General features: G+C 39.7%; 17 protein-coding genes. 15 read left to right on the top strand and 2 right to left on the bottom strand.

Annotated features, from left to right (window positions below; genetic code table 11):
* Positions 1 to 309 precede the first annotated feature (309 nt).
* Complete coding sequence (locus tag IEV52_RS12120; RefSeq protein WP_188402789.1) at positions 310 to 1,515, bottom strand: nucleotidyltransferase; 1,206 nt, start codon at positions 1,513 to 1,515, stop codon at positions 310 to 312.
* Between the two features lie 148 nt (positions 1,516 to 1,663).
* Here IEV52_RS12120 and IEV52_RS12115 point away from each other — a divergent pair, with 148 nt between their 5' ends.
* From IEV52_RS12115 to IEV52_RS12100, 4 genes are all read left to right on the top strand, one after another.
* Positions 1,664 to 2,179 (top strand): YceD family protein, encoded by a 516-nt coding sequence (locus IEV52_RS12115; RefSeq protein ID WP_188402788.1) that lies wholly within the window; start codon positions 1,664 to 1,666, stop codon positions 2,177 to 2,179.
* Positions 2,180 to 2,233: 54 nt separating this feature from the next.
* Positions 2,234 to 2,407: a 50S ribosomal protein L32 gene (gene rpmF / locus IEV52_RS12110; RefSeq protein ID WP_066240492.1), complete on the top strand. Its 174-nt coding sequence runs from the start codon at positions 2,234 to 2,236 to the stop codon at positions 2,405 to 2,407.
* Positions 2,408 to 2,486: 79 nt separating this feature from the next.
* Positions 2,487 to 3,248 (top strand): enoyl-CoA hydratase/isomerase family protein, encoded by a 762-nt coding sequence (locus tag IEV52_RS12105; protein ID WP_188402787.1) that lies wholly within the window; start codon positions 2,487 to 2,489, stop codon positions 3,246 to 3,248.
* A gap of 89 nt (positions 3,249 to 3,337) precedes the next feature.
* Positions 3,338 to 3,907: an RsfA family transcriptional regulator gene (locus IEV52_RS12100; RefSeq protein WP_188402786.1), complete on the top strand. Its 570-nt coding sequence runs from the start codon at positions 3,338 to 3,340 to the stop codon at positions 3,905 to 3,907.
* Between the two features lie 39 nt (positions 3,908 to 3,946).
* Here IEV52_RS12100 and IEV52_RS12095 read toward each other — a convergent pair whose 3' ends face one another.
* On the bottom strand, positions 3,947 to 4,426 hold the full coding sequence (locus IEV52_RS12095) for an N-acetyltransferase (protein ID WP_188402785.1): 480 nt from the start codon (positions 4,424 to 4,426) through the stop codon (positions 3,947 to 3,949).
* Between the two features lie 168 nt (positions 4,427 to 4,594).
* Here IEV52_RS12095 and IEV52_RS12090 point away from each other — a divergent pair, with 168 nt between their 5' ends.
* From IEV52_RS12090 to IEV52_RS12040, 11 genes are all read left to right on the top strand, one after another.
* Complete coding sequence (locus tag IEV52_RS12090) at positions 4,595 to 5,938, top strand: acetyl-CoA carboxylase biotin carboxylase subunit (RefSeq protein ID WP_188402784.1); 1,344 nt, start codon at positions 4,595 to 4,597, stop codon at positions 5,936 to 5,938.
* 20 nt (positions 5,939 to 5,958) lie between these two features.
* Positions 5,959 to 6,171 (top strand): acetyl-CoA carboxylase biotin carboxyl carrier protein subunit, encoded by a 213-nt coding sequence (locus IEV52_RS12085; protein WP_188402783.1) that lies wholly within the window; start codon positions 5,959 to 5,961, stop codon positions 6,169 to 6,171.
* A 52-nt stretch (positions 6,172 to 6,223) separates the two neighbouring features.
* On the top strand, positions 6,224 to 7,762 hold the full coding sequence (locus IEV52_RS12080) for an acyl-CoA carboxylase subunit beta (protein ID WP_188402782.1): 1,539 nt from the start codon (positions 6,224 to 6,226) through the stop codon (positions 7,760 to 7,762).
* Positions 7,763 to 7,848: 86 nt separating this feature from the next.
* The gene (locus IEV52_RS12075; protein ID WP_188402781.1) at positions 7,849 to 8,736 is read left to right on the top strand and encodes a ketopantoate reductase family protein; all 888 of its coding nucleotides are present in this window, start codon (positions 7,849 to 7,851) and stop codon (positions 8,734 to 8,736) included.
* 4 nt (positions 8,737 to 8,740) lie between these two features.
* Complete coding sequence (locus tag IEV52_RS22785) at positions 8,741 to 9,124, top strand: DUF3397 domain-containing protein (RefSeq protein ID WP_188402780.1); 384 nt, start codon at positions 8,741 to 8,743, stop codon at positions 9,122 to 9,124.
* A gap of 80 nt (positions 9,125 to 9,204) precedes the next feature.
* Positions 9,205 to 10,827, top strand: coding sequence for a bacillithiol biosynthesis cysteine-adding enzyme BshC (gene bshC / locus IEV52_RS12065; RefSeq protein WP_188402779.1), 1,623 nt, complete (start codon positions 9,205 to 9,207; stop codon positions 10,825 to 10,827).
* A gap of 128 nt (positions 10,828 to 10,955) precedes the next feature.
* Positions 10,956 to 11,387: a division/cell wall cluster transcriptional repressor MraZ gene (gene mraZ, locus IEV52_RS12060; protein WP_066289146.1), complete on the top strand. Its 432-nt coding sequence runs from the start codon at positions 10,956 to 10,958 to the stop codon at positions 11,385 to 11,387.
* Between the two features lie 32 nt (positions 11,388 to 11,419).
* Positions 11,420 to 12,352: a 16S rRNA (cytosine(1402)-N(4))-methyltransferase RsmH gene (gene rsmH / locus IEV52_RS12055; protein WP_188402778.1), complete on the top strand. Its 933-nt coding sequence runs from the start codon at positions 11,420 to 11,422 to the stop codon at positions 12,350 to 12,352.
* 14 nt (positions 12,353 to 12,366) lie between these two features.
* On the top strand, positions 12,367 to 12,726 hold the full coding sequence (gene ftsL, locus IEV52_RS12050) for a cell division protein FtsL (RefSeq protein ID WP_188402777.1): 360 nt from the start codon (positions 12,367 to 12,369) through the stop codon (positions 12,724 to 12,726).
* Positions 12,727 to 12,741: 15 nt separating this feature from the next.
* Complete coding sequence (locus IEV52_RS12045) at positions 12,742 to 14,970, top strand: penicillin-binding protein (RefSeq protein WP_188402776.1); 2,229 nt, start codon at positions 12,742 to 12,744, stop codon at positions 14,968 to 14,970.
* Positions 14,971 to 15,033: 63 nt separating this feature from the next.
* Entirely contained in the window at positions 15,034 to 16,968 is a 1,935-nt protein-coding gene (locus IEV52_RS12040; RefSeq protein WP_188402775.1) for a stage V sporulation protein D, read from the top strand.
* Positions 16,969 to 16,993 lie beyond the last annotated feature (25 nt).

Genomic DNA, 16,993 nt, shown 5'->3' with positions numbered 1-16,993 from the left:
TAGATAATATTTTTGCTCGTTCAGCGGCATCTATGCTCGCTGAACGAGCGCAATCTGAAATTTACGAGTGCAATCTGAAATTTACGAGCGCAATCTGAAATTTACGAGCGCAATCTGAAATTTACGAGCGCAATCTGAAATTTACGAGCGCAAACTGAAATTTACGAGCGCAAACTGAAATTTACGAGCGCAAACTGAAATTTACGAGCGCAATCTGAAATTTACGAGCGCAATCCGGAATTTACGAGCGCAATCCGAGTTTTTGAGCTATTCCTATTTACCTCACTGGTTCCTCAGCTTAACTCAATCTTACTCCACCATGACTGGCGGTGTGTTAAACTCTTCTTTCTCAGCTCTCAGAACATTCCTAACAGCGCCTTGCGCATACACTAAAGATGTCTTGGCTTCCATTTCCAATCCTGCAAAGTCATGTTTAGAAACGGTTGTTACCAAAGGAAGATCTATTGATTTTTTAACGGATCTTAAATATTCCCGTCCTTTCCCAGTCATGCCTAAAACACGTATATAGCCTGGAGGTGATTCCAATAGAGCTAACATGTCTTCTTTACGAATTTTATTTAGAACATGGAGGCATGCACGCTGCAGTCTTGTCCAGGTATACCTTTTGGTTTTTAACTGCTTCATAAAGGATTCAAACGAATCACATGACCTCATGGCATCAATCATTCGGTACTCTAATCCTTCTTCAACCTCATAAAATGTGTTTATTTCGCTAGGACTTGAAGATAATAGTTGGTAACGAAGCAATGGGTATAACCGCTCCCAGTTCATCAATGTGCCTTTCACAGATTGCTCTTCAGCCAGTAAATCAAACGTGAAAGAAGGCATATAATGTTTGGCTTTCCGTATATCACTTGAAAAAACAGCTTCTCTTATGGCTGTAGCACTTGCGATATCTCCTTTTCCTAGCAGAACATCATGATAATCTGCATTTTTTCTTTTTATCGTAAGTGGTTTAATGCGGAATCCGAGCTCACGGCTTGCTCGAACATATTCAAAGCCTAGAATGTTGTTTGGCTTGCTTAGATCAAGTGCGAGTGGTGTTTCTAACGCTTCATAGGCTCTTGCAGCAGCTGAAGGGTAAGACAACCCTGTATCTATGAATTCACGAAGCTTTGCTTGATAGGTATAATTTTGTGAGTTCACCAGGTCATGTGTCTCGTTAAATAAAGCTCCATCACCTGATTCACTTCCGAAACAAAAAGATTCTGCACCAAGAGATTGCAGCAAATAAATGCTGCCATACGCAAAGCGTGGTGCATGACTTGTTGCAAAAGAATAGGGAAGTTCTATAACAAGGTCAGCACCTCCCAAAAGGGCCATTTTTGTCCGTTTCCATTTAGATAGAAGTGCGGGTTCTCCTCGTTGAAGAAAATTACCGCTCATAACAGCGATTACGCAGTCTGCTCCTGAAACGTTTTTAGTTTCCTGCAAATGATAGTAATGTCCATTGTGAAACGGATTATATTCTACAACAACTCCTGTTGCTTTCAACAGTTCCACTCCCTTACATGCAGTGATATACTTGTTTACATTGTACTAAAAAGAGTTTAGAATCAAAAGTGTCACTGTAAAGATAATATATTGACATTTTATATTTTGACCGATATAATTACTACTGTTGCCTTGAGGTGATAATGACATGAAATGGTCACTACAAGAATTAAAAAATTTTTACCGTAAACCGTTAACGTTTGAACAAAATGTTGATGCGAGCGGTGTGATGGAAAAAGACCCGGAAATCAGAAGCGTTGAACCCGTGCACGTTGAGGGTCATGCAGATGTAACCCAACAGAAAGCCACTTTTTACTTAAATATAAAAGGAAAAATGGTGTTGCCTTGTGCAAACACATTGGTGGATGTGGAATTTCCATTCTCGGTAAAAACGACGGAAATTTTTATTTTCGATCCGAACTATACGGAATACGAAGATGAAGAAAGCCTTCATAAAGTTGAAGGACATTACGTTGACCTTCTGCCTGTCATCGAAGAGCATATTTTGCTTGAAAAACCGTTGAAAATTACGGCTGCTGATGTGACAGACAGTCCTGCTCCAAATGAAGGAAAAGGATGGCAGAGGGTTACGGATGAAGACCGAAATAACCGGGTTGATCCCCGTTTAGCAGGTCTGGCTAAATTTTTTGACGAAGACAAATAGTGAAAGAATGGGTTATAATGATTCTTTCAAGACCTTTAAGGAGGTGGATACAAAATGGCAGTACCTTTTCGCAGAACTTCTCAAACTCGCCAAGCGAAGCGTCGTACACACTACAAGCTTTCCATGCCTGGTATGGTAAAGTGTCCACAGTGCGGAGAATACAAGTTATCTCACCGCGTTTGCCGTGAGTGTGGATCTTACAAAGGTAAAGAAGTAGTAAGCAAGTAATGAAAAACAGGGAGCTATAGGCTTCCTGTTTTTTCATATACATAAATAAAGCGTTTTCTTTGACCCGGAGGTGTAGATAGTGAGTGAACAACCTGTAATTTGGGAAAAAAAGAATGGGATCGGCTGGATTACGTTAAATCGGCCAGAAGTAAGAAATGCTATAAACTATGATGTGATGAAAAAATTATCCTTTTTTTTGGATCATGCCAAGAGTGATGAGGAAATAAAAGTGCTTGTTATAACAGGAACAGGTCCAAAAGCTTTTTGCTCAGGAGGGGACCTGACTGCCTTTCATTCTCTTAAGACAGAAGAACAAGCCTATGTAATGCTTTCTCAAATGGGATCAATCCTTCAGGATATATTCTTCTTTCCAAAGCCTACCGTTGCGCTTTTAAATGGTTCAGCAGTAGGTGGAGGGTGTGAGATTGCAGCTGCCTGTGATATTAGACTTGCACGGGCAGAGGCAAAAGTAGGTTTCATTCAAGGGAGATTAGGAATTACAACAGGCTGGGGCGGGGGAACTTATCTGCTAGAGAGGATTGGCCAGACCGAAGCCATGGATCTTTTGTACAGTTCAACTCCTGTTACTGCAAAACAAGGAATGGATCGCGGGTTTATACAATATGTGATCAAAAGCAGCGGCAAAAAAGAGGCTGAACGTTACTTGCAACGCTATACAATGCAGCCTTTGGGAGTCATATCATCATATAAAACCCTCCAGCTTCAAAGATATGATCAACAGAAGATCAAGAATAATGTACAGCTCGAGATTAAAAGGTGTGCAAAGCTCTGGGCGTCTGATGATCATCATAGAAGAGTAGAGGAATTTTTAAAGAAATAAGTATTTCCCTCATTTTAGTAGAATAAACAGTCTATCTTTTCTAGCACTAGCATATTCATATTACAAACCACTAAAATGGGGGGATCTAAATGACAAATTTGCGCCAGGATGCCTGGACTAAAGACGAAGATGCCATTCTTGCAGAGGTTACACTCCGGCATATCCGTGAAGGAAGCACCCAGCTGGTTGCTTTTGAAGAAGTAGGAGAAAAACTCTCGAGAACGCCTGCAGCCTGTGGATTCAGATGGAATTCACTGATTCGAAAGCAATATGAAAAAGCTATATCAGAAGCTAAAAAAGTACGCAAAGATCGTAATAAAAGAAAAATCAAACCGCAAGTTTCTCTAACAGAAGATAATATTATCATTCAAAAAAATGACTACGAGAGCAGTTATCAAAGTGAGAAGCCACTTACTCTAAACGAAATCATATTATTCTTGCAGCACCTGCAATCTGAAGAACCTTCTGCAAAAAACCTAGAAGAAGAAAATAAAGCATTATTATCCAGACTGCAGCATCTGAAAAAGGAAAACGGATCGTTAAAGACTAAGCTAAGTAAGGTAAACAAAGAGTATGAAACAGTTTACCGCGACTATAAAGAAGTTCTGCAGATTATGGATAGAGCGAGGAAACTCGTTGAAGTACCTGTGAGAAATTAAAAAAGATGGCTAATTAGCCATCTTTTTTCCTTTTGGAATTTAAGCCAGGCGCTGTTCACTAACACCTGTTGGATACCAGACATAAGGGTTTTGACCGCGGTCACGATCTTGATTATATGTTACAGCTTCAAAGTCCATCTTTTCCCAGAAACTTCCAGATTGTTGTCTGCCGTTCGTCTTAATCGGCAACGAAAATGTCTTTGCAAACTCTACCAACGCTCTGCCAAGACCTTTTGTTTGATGATGAGGAAGTACTTCTAGTTTCCAAAGTTCAAGGTAATCTTGCGGCGGATCGAAATACTGATCATATGCAGCCTCGATTCGATATAAACTCATACGTGCTACAAGTTTATCACCATAGTAAATGCCATAGAATGGAGATTCACTGTCATTTTCAATCATATTTTCTTGAAGATCCTCGAGCATTGACAGTTCTTGTACACCATACTCTTTGAACTGCTTAAACTCTTCGAGCGTTTTATAATTAACTAACAATTTTTTCACTTCATACTTTGACATCTTCTCTCCCCCAGTCGTTCTGTACTTTTCTCTATAGTTATAGTATATACTAATTAGGCTAAAAATTCTTTAAAAATAAAATATTCGTTTAGTTTACGCTTACAAAAAAGGATTTTTCGCTTTTTTGTCGAAAAACGTAACGTTGACAACAGGAAGGAGGATGGAACTATGAAAAAAATCTTAATCGCCAACCGTGGGGAAATTGCACTGCGCATCATTCAAACGTGCAAAGAGATGAACATTGGAACAGTAGCTGTATATTCTGAAGCAGATAAAGACCTCCCTTTTGTAAAAGCTGCGGATGAGGCCGTACATATTGGAGAACCGCCAGTTGCTAAATCCTATCTAAAGAGTGAAGAAATCTTAAAAGCAGCAATCGAACATAAGGTGGACGGTATCCACCCTGGATATGGTCTTCTCTCTGAAAATGATGACTTTGCAAAAAGGATAGAGGAAGCTGGAATAACATTTATCGGACCTTCTCCTCAGACTATTGAGTGGATGGGCGATAAAATCAAGGCTCGTAAAACGATGCAGCAAGCTGGAGTTCCTATCGTTCCAGGAACCATAGAGCCTATTGAAGATGTTGAAGAAGGTATCAAGCTTGCTGAACAGATCGGATATCCTGTCATGCTTAAAGCGAGCAGCGGGGGTGGCGGGATAGGAATGGTAAAATGCGAAAACAGAGATGATCTGAGTAAGCATTTTGTTTCTTCTCAACAGCGTGCTAAGAATTACTTTGGTTCAGGCAGAATGTTTATTGAAAAATGTATCGAGAATGCAAGACATATAGAAGTTCAGGTTATGGGTGACACACACGGAAATATCGTTCATTTATACGAACGTGATTGCAGTGTTCAGCGCAGAAATCAAAAGGTAGTTGAAGAGTCTCCTTCGCCTTTTTTAACGGAAAGTCTCCGTTCAAAGATTACAGCTTCAGCAGTAAAAGCTGCTAAAGCCGTAAACTATGTAAATGCAGGGACTGTTGAGTTTGTCGTCAGTGAAAATGGTGACTATTACTTCCTGGAAATGAATACAAGACTTCAAGTTGAGCATCCCGTAACTGAAAGTATTACAGGGCTTGATCTAGTAAGATGGCAAATACAAATTGCTAAAGGTGAAAGGTTGCCTCTCATGCAAAACGAGATTTTAAGCAATGGTCATGCTGTGGAGTTTAGATTATATGCAGAAGATCCAGTAACCTTCTTTCCTTCACCAGGTAAAATTGAAGAGCTGAACTGGCCAGAAATAACGAATGTACGAATTGATTCTGGATATGAAAGTGGAAATGCGGTTACACCGTTTTACGATCCTATGATCGCAAAGATAATTGTAAGCGATTCCAATCGTGAAGAGTGTATTAAAACCGCACTAAAATTCTTTGGAAGTCTCGAAATAAAAGGGCTAAAAACAAACGTTCCTTTATTTCAAAGATTGTTAGAAGAAGAAGACTTTGTAAAAGGTGACTACACCACAGATTATTTAAGCAAAAGATCCGCAAGTAAATCGTAAAATAAAAGGGAGAGAGAGAAATGAAAGAAATTACAGCATCTATGGCAGGCACAGTATGGCAAGTATTAGTAGGTGAAGGTGATGAAGTAACAGCAGGGCAAACGGTTATCGTCTTAGAATCTATGAAGATGGAGATTCCGGTTGATGCTACAGACGCTGGAACTGTTGAAAGTATTAAGTTTGCGTCTGGAGACTTTGTTAATGAGGGCGATGTGCTCGTTACATTAAAATAAGAAGTCTGCACATAATCTGAGCGAGCGCTCACTCTCTTGAAGGAGGTATACGATGGTTGCGAAATTAGAGAATCAGTTAAAGGAAAAAATCGATAAGATCGAAGCAGGCGGTGCACAAAAATATCACGAAAAAAACAGCGCGCAGAATAAGATGTTTGTACGTGATCGCCTAAAACTGCTTTTTGATGATGGTGAATATACAGTAGAAGATGCTAAATTTGCTAACAACCAAGCAGGCGATCTGCCTGCAGATGGAGTCGTAACAGCAATCGGAAAGTTAGGCGGGAAAACAGTGTGTGTCATGGCCAATGATTCCACTGTAAAAGCTGGGTCGTGGGGAGCACGTACAGTAGAAAAAATCATCCGCATTCAAGAGACGGCACAAAAATTAAAAGTACCGATGCTTTATTTGGTGGACTCCGCGGGTGCTAGAATAACTGATCAGATTGATATGTTTCCAAACCGGCGTGGAGCAGGAAAGATTTTTTACAACCAAGTAAAAATGTCTGGTATGATACCGCAAGTGTGTATTTTGTTTGGACCATCAGCAGCTGGAGGTGCCTATATTCCAGCGTTTTGTGATATCGTAATCATGGTGGATCAGAATGCTTCGATGTATTTAGGAAGCCCGAGAATGGCAGAGAAAGTAATCGGCGAGAAAGTAACGCTCGAGGAGATGGGCGGAGCAAGAATGCACTGCTCTGTAAGTGGATGTGGTGATGTTTTAGCCGCTAATGAAACTGAAGCAATTGAAGAAGCACGTCGTTATCTGTCTTATTTCCCAAGCAACTACAAAGAAAAAGCCCCTGCTGCAGAAGCGTTGTCACCTAAAGCAGGAAGAGAGCTAGAAGCAATCGTCCCTGAAAATCAAAACGTGCCTTTTGATATGTATGAATTTATTGATGGGCTTATTGATGAAGAAAGTTTTTTTGAGATGAAAAAGCTTTTTGCTCAAGAGATCGTTACTGGATTTGGGCGTATTAATGGAAAGCCTGTTGGAATCATTGCTAACCAGCCTAAGGTCAAGGGCGGCGTATTGTTTGTAGACTCTGCAGATAAAGCAGCTCGTTTTATTACGTTATGTGATGCTTTCTCAATACCGCTTCTTTTCTTATCGGACGTACCAGGTTTTATGATTGGTACGAAAGTAGAACGAGCTGGAATCATCCGGCATGGGGCTAAATTGATTGCTGCTATGAGTGATGTTACTGTTCCAAAAATTTCTGTCATCGTTCGTAAAGCATATGGTGCAGGACTTTATGCGATGGCTGGTCCTGCATTTGAGCCTGATTGCTGTATCGCTTTACCGACAGCGCAAATTGCTGTTATGGGTCCAGAAGCGGCAGTAAATGCAGTATACTCCAACAAGATCAATGAGATCGAAGACGTGAAAGAACGTATTCAATTTGTGCAGCAGAAGCAACAAGAATACAAAGAGCATATTGATATTTACAAGCTTGCATCTGAGATGATCATTGACGATATCGTATCACCTTCATCATTAAGAGACGAACTGATGAATCGTTTTGCGTTCTATGAAAACAAAGAAATGGTTTTCAGCGAACGAAAACATCCGGTATACCCAGTATAAGAATCTCCTCCCTTTAATAGGGAGGTTTTTTTGATTGGCCAAAAGAATATGGTAATATCTATCTAATAAAAACTATGGGGGTAACCATGAGAGTCAGTGTGATTGGCGGAGGAGCGATCGGTTTATTAGTTTCCTATATTCTTCAAAGTAATGGAAATGAACCTGTTATATATACAAGAACCATTGAACAAGCTGAGAATATTAAGAAGTCAGGACTTACATATGTAAATATGAAGGGGTATAAAGCTACTTTTTCAGTTGAAGTAAAACCCATAGAAACTTTTAAAGGTGATGAACCTTTTTCCGTGATAGCTGTTAAACAAACAGCAATAAAAGAATTAAACAAGTTAAAAGCTCTTAGTGAAGTTTCTTGTCTTTTTCTTCAGAACGGGATCAGTCACCTTTCATTTATTGATAATTTACCCAACAATCAGGTATGTGTTGGAGTGGTCGAACATGGTGCTCTAAAAGAAGGTTATTCGACTGTTCATCATCTAGGAGAAGGCAGAATAAAGCTATCTTCCTATCGCGGAGATTCTCTTCATGCTTGGGAGACGCTGCTCCACTCAGAACGTTTTCCTATTCAATCAGAAACGAACTGGGAAAAGATGCTATTCGAAAAACTGATTATGAATGCTTCTATTAATCCGCTAACAGCTATTTTAAAGCTAACAAACGGGGAATTGCTTTCAAATGAACATGCATTTAGATTAATGAAACGATTATTTGAAGAAACAATAACAGCTCTAAATATGGCTGATAGACAAGATGAACTATGGAAGGAATTGCTAATCCTATGCAGAAATACTTCGTTGAACCGTTCCTCAATGCTTAAGAGTGTTGAGAGCGGACAGCAAACCGAAATTGACAGCATAACAGGGGAGATTATTAATCGTGCGAATCTTAAATCTATACAGATTCCCTATTCAAGGTTTGTCTATGAAGCTGTTAAAGCATTGGATTGGAGAGGATGAATGATTGTTAAATGTTATAGGTGCGTTTATTGCTACGTTAATAACCGTTCCTTATATCGTCTATTTTCTTGTGAACAAGAGTATATATAAACTTACAAAAAAGAAAAGTAAGGCAATTAAGGCGGGAACAGATAGTACGACCTTCTTTTTATTTCTTGCTATTGAGAGAATGACAATTGAAATTTGGGGCCAATCTTATTATTGGATCCTCCTTCTATTGTTTTTGGGAGGCTGCATATTATTTACATACGTCATCTGGAAAAAAGATCTGGAATTGTCTATAAGCAAAATCCTTAGGCTAAACTGGCGTCTTCAGTTTTTAATTCTCTCCATTGGTTATTTTTCCTTAATTACGTATGGAGTAATTTCACGTATTTTTGATGCTTAGAGCAAATCTCTTATGGTCTTTAACAGTTCTTTGCTATACTCGTTAAGGATGTAATCGATATGCAGAAAGGAAGTACATAAATGAGACTGGAGGAAATGCAGCTTCATACTTCACCTTTTCTTGAAAGGTATTCCAAAGGAGATACGGATGTTGTCCGGTTTTTTGAATATAAAGCACCTTATGATAAGCGTGAATGGACAAAAAGACAGCAGGAACTGAAGCGTTATTCATTTCCGAGGCAGGGACTTACGGAATATTTGTCTTCGTATAATCACAAGATAGGCTCTTCGTCCAATACGATGGAAAACATACAGAAATTATCTATGCCAGAGAGTTTAGCAGTTGTTGGCGGACAGCAAGCGGGTTTATTAAGCGGACCGCTTTTAGTCATCTACAAGTGCATCAGCACAATACAGTTGGCTAAGAAAGCTCAAAAAGAATTAAACGTACCTGTCGTACCCATATTTTGGATCGCTGGCGAAGATCATGATATGGATGAAATTAATCATGTTATGGTACCGAAGAATAATACAGCTAAAAAAATATCACTGAAAGCCGCTTCAGCTGTTAAATCTTCGGCATCTTTATGGCAATGGAAAACGGAAGATGTTAAACCATGGTTAAAAGAAGTATTCCGTTCTTTTGGAGAAACGGCATATACGAGTGATTTTCTTGTGGAAACTGAGCGGATTCTTGATCAATCCGATTCTATTGTCACTTTCTTTGCAAAGCTTCTTTCTAAGTGGTTTTCTGATGAAGGCCTCATACTGCTGGATTCAGGTGATCCTGAATTTAAAAGGCTACAATCAGAAATCTTAAAGAAAATGATAACAAACAATAAAGATATAGATAAAGCTTTTATCGCTCAAACGACAGAGTTAAACAATATCGGATTCCAAGACCCGATTGAAGTTCAAAAAGATAACGCACATTTGTTTTTTACGAAAGATAATGAAAGAATTCTTTTGTATCGTAATGGTAACGGTTTTTCATCAAAAGAAAAAGATTTTTCTATATCCGAGGCTGATCTGTTAACAGAAGCAGCTCAACATCCTGAAAGATTCAGTAACAATGTAGTGACACGTCCATTGATGCAAGAGTTCTTATTGCCTGTTCTTTCCTTTATTGCGGGACCTGGTGAGATCGCTTATTGGGCAGTTCTTGGGAAGGTCTTTAACCATTTTGAAAGAAAAATGCCTATTTTAACACCAAGGCTTTCTTTTACACTTGTTTCAGATCGGATTAATCAGCTAGTACTTTCTAAAGGGTTAACAATAGAACAAGTTTTAACAGATGGAACGGATAAATACAAAAGAGAGTGGTTCTCAGAAAACAGACCGATTGAAACAAATGAGTCAATTGAAACTGTAAAAGCAGAGTTCACAAATTCATACGGGAAGCTGTTGCAGCTTGCAGAGGAAATTGATAAAAAGCTGCTGCCTGTTGCTGAACAAAATCTTAATCGAATCATTTCGGAGATCGATTATATCGAAAAAAAAATGGAGCAGCGTGTTCGAAGAAAAGTAAAAGAACCCTTAGCTGAATTTGATGAGATTATGCTTCAATTAAAACCCATCAACATCTTGCAAGAAAGAGTCTGGAACATCTATCAATTTACGAATGAAAATGGTCCTGATCTTATAAATCAACTAGTACAATACCCTTATGAATTTAATGAGAAACATAAGATATTATATTTATAAAAACACTAAAATAATTTTGGAAAAATCCTGTGAGACAGCAGGATTTTTTTTTTTGTACACGAATAATACTTGTAGTGGTGAAAAGTGGAGCGTTGTGGTAGATTTAGGGGAGAAAGTGGGGTGATCATATGTTCATGGGAGAGTATCAGCACAGCATCGACGAAAAAGGACGTATGATCATCCCCTCTAAATTTCGTGAAGAACTAGGCACAGAGTTTATTTTGACTCGCGGGTTGGATCAATGTGTATTCGGCTATCCTTTAAGTGAATGGAAAGTAATTGAAGAAAAACTCAAGAGCTTGCCATTTACGAAGAAGGACGCACGAGCTTTTACCCGTTTTTTCTTTTCAGGTGCAGCGGAATGTCAGCTGGATAAACAGGGAAGAGTTAACATTGCATCACCGCTCAGAGATTATGCAAAACTAGAAAAGGATTGCGTAGTTATAGGTGTGTCGAATAGAATTGAAATTTGGAGCAAATCAATTTGGGAAGAATACTTCTCAAAGTCTGAAGACTCTTTTGGTGAAATTGCAGAAAGTCTTATGGATTTTGATTTATAAACCCTTAAGTTTACAGCAGAAAGGAATTTTCCATGTTTGACCATATAACTGTTTTAAAACAAGAATCTGTAGATGGTTTACACGTTAAACCAGATGGTATTTATGTTGATTGTACGTTGGGTGGAGCAGGCCACAGTGCGCTAATTCTGTCTCAATTAGAAACGGGTCATTTATATGCTTTTGATCAAGATGACAAAGCCATTGAAAATGCACGTCAGGTGCTGAAGGAACATGAAGGTAAGTTTACGATTATTCGCAGCAATTTCCGCTACATAAAGGAAGAGCTTTCTAAACGCGGCGTACATAAGGTGGATGGTATTCTTTTTGATTTAGGTGTGTCATCCCCACAGCTGGATGAAGCGGATAGAGGGTTTAGTTATCAGCACGATGCTGAACTTGATATGCGAATGGATCAGTCAGGCGAACTTACAGCAAAAGAAGTGGTTAATGAATGGTCGTTTAATGAGTTGATGAAGATTATCTCGAGATACGGCGAAGAGAAGTTCGCTAAACAGATCGCCCGTAAGATCGAAGCGGCGAGAGAGAAAAAAGAGATTCAAACTACGGGTGAACTTGTCGAAATAATAAAGGAGGCAATTCCAGCTCCTGCAAGAAGAACAGGCGGCCATCCGGCAAAACGGACATTTCAAGCCATACGTATTGCTGTAAATGATGAACTGAACGCCTTTGAAGATGCATTGCATGATTCTATAGAATTATTGAATATCGGTGGAAGAATTGCAGTCATTACGTTTCATTCATTAGAAGATCGTGCGTGTAAAAATATACTCAAAAAAGCAAGTACAGGTCCGGAACTCCCTCCGGGACTGCCGGTTATACCAGAAGAATACAAACCCGAATTACAGCTCATTACAAGAAAACCTATCGTACCAACAGAAAACGAGCTTGAAGAAAACAGAAGATCACGCTCAGCAAAACTGAGAATTGCTGAAAAACAAAAATAGAGAGGAGAGCTAATGTGAGCAATTTAGCCTATCAAGTACAAAAACAACAAATTCAATCACAGCCAGCTAGAAGTCCTAAACCGGTACAGCAGCCGTCCCGTAAATTATTTACTAAAGGTGAAGTGGTATTATGGGGAGCGATGGGGGTTGTGTTAATAGCCGGATTAATTTGGCTCATTTCTCTTTATGCATCCGTATACCAAGCAACCGCTAAAGTTGAAACCATTCAAAAAGACATCTCGGCTGAAACAAAGATTGTCGAAGACTATCATCTCCAGGTAACCGAACTTAGCAATCCAGAACGCATCATGAAATTGGCAAAGAAACAAGGATTTATCTTTGATGATAAGAACGTAAAAGTGGTTCAGGACTAAAAAGCAGGTGTTGTTATGAAATTAAAAAGAAAAAATGTTGGAGCAGGTATCCTGATGATTTTGTTTACCGTGCTCTTTTTTATATTAACGAGTAAGTTTTTTGTTGTTGCCTCTTCTCAGTCGGCAGAAGGGGTGGATTTGATCGAGTACGGAAAAAGAAAATGGTTAAAAAGTGATGTTTTGGACGCTAAACGAGGAACGATGTTTGATCGAAACGGTGAAGTGATCGCACAAGATATCCCTTCATATAGTGTAATTGCCATCTTGGACAAAAACTATCCTAACCATATTAAGGATCCAGAAGAAGCCGCTGAACAGCTTTCTGAGGTTTTAAAAACTGACAAAGGCGATCTAGAAGCTCTGCTAAGTAAAGAAGGAAGATTTCAAGTAGAGATACCGTCTGGAAGAAAAGTATCCTATCGTAAAAAAGAACAGATTGAAAAGTTGAATATCCCTGGTATCGATTTCCTAAGGGAGTCCAGACGATATTATCCGAATCAAACCTTTGCCGCTCATGTATTAGGTTATACGGGAAAGGGAGAAGATGGTGTTCAAACTGGACTGATGGGATTAGAAAAATCCCTTGATAAATATTTGCAGGAAAAGGATGGGAAGGTAACATTCCTAGGTGATGCATTCAGCCGCGCAATTCCTGCCAACAAAGAGTCCATTACTCCTCCAAAGCATGGCAAGGAGGTTTACCTAACATTAGATGAGAAGGTACAGCTATATTTGGACGAGGCGATCCAGGAGGCAGCTAAAAAGTACGAACCCGAAAAGATAACTGGTATTGTAGCGGATCCTAAAACAGGAAGAATTTTAGCGATGAGCAACTACCCAAGTTTTAATCCGAACCAAAAAGAGATTGATAACTATACAAACTTTGCTGTTTCATATCCGTTTGAGCCAGGATCTACGATGAAGATCTTTACTCTGGCTGCGGCGATTGAAGAGGGTGTTTATAACGGTAATGAAGCGTTCCAATCTGGTTCATACAAGCTACCGAATATCGGAAGACCGATTTATGACCACAATCGTAGAGGCTGGGGAACTATTACGTACGACGAAGGTGTTCAGAACTCTTCTAACGTTGCTTTTTCAAAGCTGGTACGAGAAAAACTAGGTTATGAGAAATTCAGAAACTATATTTCCAAATTTGGATTAGATCAAAAGACGAATATTGATCTTCCAAACGAGAAGAACGGTTCCATTCTCTATAACTATGAAATTGAAAAAGTAACAACTGCATTTGGGCAAGGATCTACGATTACACCGATTCAACAGATTCAGGCAGCAACTGCTATTGCGAACAACGGTAAGATGATGCAGCCTTATGTCATCGACAAGATCATGGATCCTGAAACAAAGAAAACAGTTGTTTCGAATGAGCCAAAAATTAAGGGTAACCCAATTTCTGAAAAAACAGCTAAGCAAGTAAGAGATATATTAGAAACAGTCGTTACAGATGGGACGGGTAAGTCTTACTCGATTGACGGGTACAGCGTGGCAGGTAAGACAGGAACAGCACAGATTCCAGGAAAAGATGGAAAGTACATTTCAGGCTGGGGAGAGAACGTTTTTTCTTTTATTGGTATGGCACCAAAAGATGATCCGAAACTATTGGTATATGTTGCGGTAGAACGGCCTAAAGTTGAGTTTCCAGAAATGGGTTCGACTCCGACAGCAAATATTTTCACAAGCGTCATGAAAAGCAGTTTACAGTACTTGAACATTCAGCCAGAGGCAAAGGGAATGAAGAGTACTGAAAAAGCTAAGAAAACATACGGAAAAGAATTGCCTGATTATACAGGTCAATCTGCAGAACAAGCTAAGACCGAGTTGGAAAAATTAGGTATGCAAGTTTCCATACTTGGGTCTGGAGATGATGTGACGAAGCAAGAGCCCTATGAGGGAGCTTATGTAATGAAAGGTGAGCGGGTTATCCTCAAGACTTCTGGAGATGTTAAGATGCCCGATATAAAAGACTGGTCTTACATGGATATTTTAAGGATCAGCAAGCTGCTGGGGTTAAAAGAAACGATTACAGGCAGCGGTTTTGCGGTTAAGCAAAGTATCAAGCCTGGAAATCCCGTCAAAGAAGGTGACTTCCTCGTGGTTCAGCTAGAACCGCCAAAAGAGACTGAACCAGAACCTGAAGAGAATAACAGTGAAGAAGAATCGGATGGTACTGCTGAAGAGGACTCTGAGGAGAATTTAGAAGAAGATGTGACAGTAACAGACTAAATGTTCTATGCGCCTGTGTACAAGCATATATTTGAAACGAACCATACAGGGGAGGTATTGTGTGTGCGAGTTTCAAATGTTACAGTACGCAGGCGCTTAATTTTTGTTCTTGTTTTTGGACTGGCTTTCTTTTTTGTCATTTCCGTGAGACTCGGTTATGTTCAATTTGTGCTTGGTAATATGCTTACTGATCAAGCACTTGATTCGTGGAGCCGTGACATACCTTTTGAACCGAAGAGAGGTAAGATTTTAGACAGAAACGACGTAGTTCTTGCCACAAACATTAGTGCTCCAACAGTGTTTGTTGTACCTCGACAAGTGAAGGAACCCGAAGAAACTGCTGAAAAACTTGCTGCGTTGCTAAATATTTCAAAAACAGATGTTTATAAAAGGATTACCAAAAGAGAGTCGATCGTAAGGATTGACAATGGTGGACGCAAAATAAGCAATTCTAAAGCGAAAGAAGTGGAAGCTCTCAACCTGCCGGGAGTATTTGTTGCTGAGGACAGCAAGCGGCATTACCCCTATGGCTCTTATCTTTCTCATGTACTAGGTTTTGCAGGTATCGACAGCCAAGGTCTGACAGGGTTGGAGTTGTATTATGATGAACAGTTAAACGGCGAGAAGGGACACATATCGTTCTTCTCGGATGCACGTGGGCGCAGGATGCCATCTCTGTCTGATAAATATGAAAAACCAAAAGATGGGTATGATCTGCGTTTAACGACAGATTCCCGCGTTCAGACGATCATAGAAAGGGAATTGGATATTGCTCAAGCCACATACAATCCAGATGGTGCTATAGCCATCGCAATGAACCCTAACACTGGAGAGATTTTGGGGATGAGCTCGAGACCTGATTTTGATCCGGAAGAGTATAAGCGCGTCTCACCAGAGGTATACAATCGGAATCTGCCGGTTTGGGCACAGTATGAGCCAGGTTCTACATTTAAGATTATTACTCTTGCAGCAGCATTAGAAGAAGGGAAAGTGGATCTAGATAAAGACCACTTCCATGATCCAGGTTCTATTGAAGTTGCTGGCCGGAAGTTAAAGTGCTGGAAAGCCGGTGGACACGGAAGTCAGTCTTTCCTTGAAGGCGTACAAAATTCCTGTAACCCTGGTTTCGTAATATTAGGTCAGCGTTTAGGAAAAGATAAGCTTTTTGAATATATAAAAGACTTCGGTTTTGGGGAGAAAACAGGTGTAGATCTTGCAGGAGAAGGAAAGGGTATTTTATTCCCGTTAGATCGCGTAGGTCCACTTGAACTTGCGACAACTGCATTCGGCCAAGGGGTTTCCGTTACCCCGATTCAGCAAGTAGCAGCCGTATCTGCGGCCGTAAATGGGGGGTATTTATACGAACCATATATAGCTAAAGAACTTGTAGATCCGATCACAGGAAAAGTGGTTAGTAAACAGACACCTAAATTAAAAAGAAAAGTGATCTCAGAAGAAACTTCAAAGGAAGTCAGACGTGCTTTAGAAAGTGTAGTAGCACAAGGAACAGGGAAGAATGCATTTGTAGATGGTTATCGTGTTGGAGGGAAAACGGGAACTGCTCAAAAAGCTGAGGGTGGCGTTTACTTGAAGAATAACCATATTGTTTCTTTTATCGGAATGGCACCCGCCAATAATCCTGAGATCGTGGTGTATGTGGCAATTGATAATCCAAAAGAAACCCTTCAATTTGGTGGTATCGTAGCCGCGCCAATCGTTGGTAATATTATAGAAGACAGTCTTTCTGCTATGGGAGTTAAGAAGCAAAACGGTCAGATTGAAAAGGAAAAAACGTGGCTGGATGCACCTGAAGTTATGGTTCCGGATCTAGTTGGAAAGAAAACAAAAGATTTAACCAATATGCTGTACAATTTAAAAATTGAAACATCCGGTGAGGGGAATTACATTGTTCAACAAGCCCCTCAGGCTGGGGTGAAGCTTGAAGCAGGCAAGACAATCCGTTTATTTTTGGGTGACAAAAAAGAAGTAGAGGATTAAAATAAAGGATGTACAAATAGCCAAG

This window comes from Fictibacillus barbaricus (assembly GCF_014635025.1).
GTDB lineage: Bacteria > Bacillota > Bacilli > Bacillales > Fictibacillaceae > Fictibacillus > Fictibacillus barbaricus.
Note: the sequence above shows the minus strand (reverse complement) of the source record. Positions and strands in the feature narration are given on the sequence as shown.

What these genes read in the sequence shown, in the direction of transcription:
- IEV52_RS12090 (WP_188402784.1), top strand. Translation starts at nt 4,595, where the DNA reads ATGAAAAAAATCTTAATCGCCAACCGTGGGGAAATTGCACTGCGCATC.
- rsmH (WP_188402778.1), top strand. Translation starts at nt 11,420, where the DNA reads ATGTTTGACCATATAACTGTTTTAAAACAAGAATCTGTAGATGGTTTA.
- IEV52_RS12095 (WP_188402785.1), bottom strand. Translation starts at nt 4,426, where the DNA reads ATGTCAAAGTATGAAGTGAAAAAATTGTTAGTTAATTATAAAACGCTC.
- IEV52_RS12085 (WP_188402783.1), top strand. Translation starts at nt 5,959, where the DNA reads ATGAAAGAAATTACAGCATCTATGGCAGGCACAGTATGGCAAGTATTA.
- mraZ (WP_066289146.1), top strand. Translation starts at nt 10,956, where the DNA reads ATGTTCATGGGAGAGTATCAGCACAGCATCGACGAAAAAGGACGTATG.
- IEV52_RS12115 (WP_188402788.1), top strand. Translation starts at nt 1,664, where the DNA reads ATGAAATGGTCACTACAAGAATTAAAAAATTTTTACCGTAAACCGTTA.
- IEV52_RS12045 (WP_188402776.1), top strand. Translation starts at nt 12,742, where the DNA reads ATGAAATTAAAAAGAAAAAATGTTGGAGCAGGTATCCTGATGATTTTG.
- IEV52_RS12100 (WP_188402786.1), top strand. Translation starts at nt 3,338, where the DNA reads ATGACAAATTTGCGCCAGGATGCCTGGACTAAAGACGAAGATGCCATT.
- rpmF (WP_066240492.1), top strand. Translation starts at nt 2,234, where the DNA reads ATGGCAGTACCTTTTCGCAGAACTTCTCAAACTCGCCAAGCGAAGCGT.
- IEV52_RS12080 (WP_188402782.1), top strand. Translation starts at nt 6,224, where the DNA reads ATGGTTGCGAAATTAGAGAATCAGTTAAAGGAAAAAATCGATAAGATC.
- bshC (WP_188402779.1), top strand. Translation starts at nt 9,205, where the DNA reads ATGAGACTGGAGGAAATGCAGCTTCATACTTCACCTTTTCTTGAAAGG.
- IEV52_RS12075 (WP_188402781.1), top strand. Translation starts at nt 7,849, where the DNA reads ATGAGAGTCAGTGTGATTGGCGGAGGAGCGATCGGTTTATTAGTTTCC.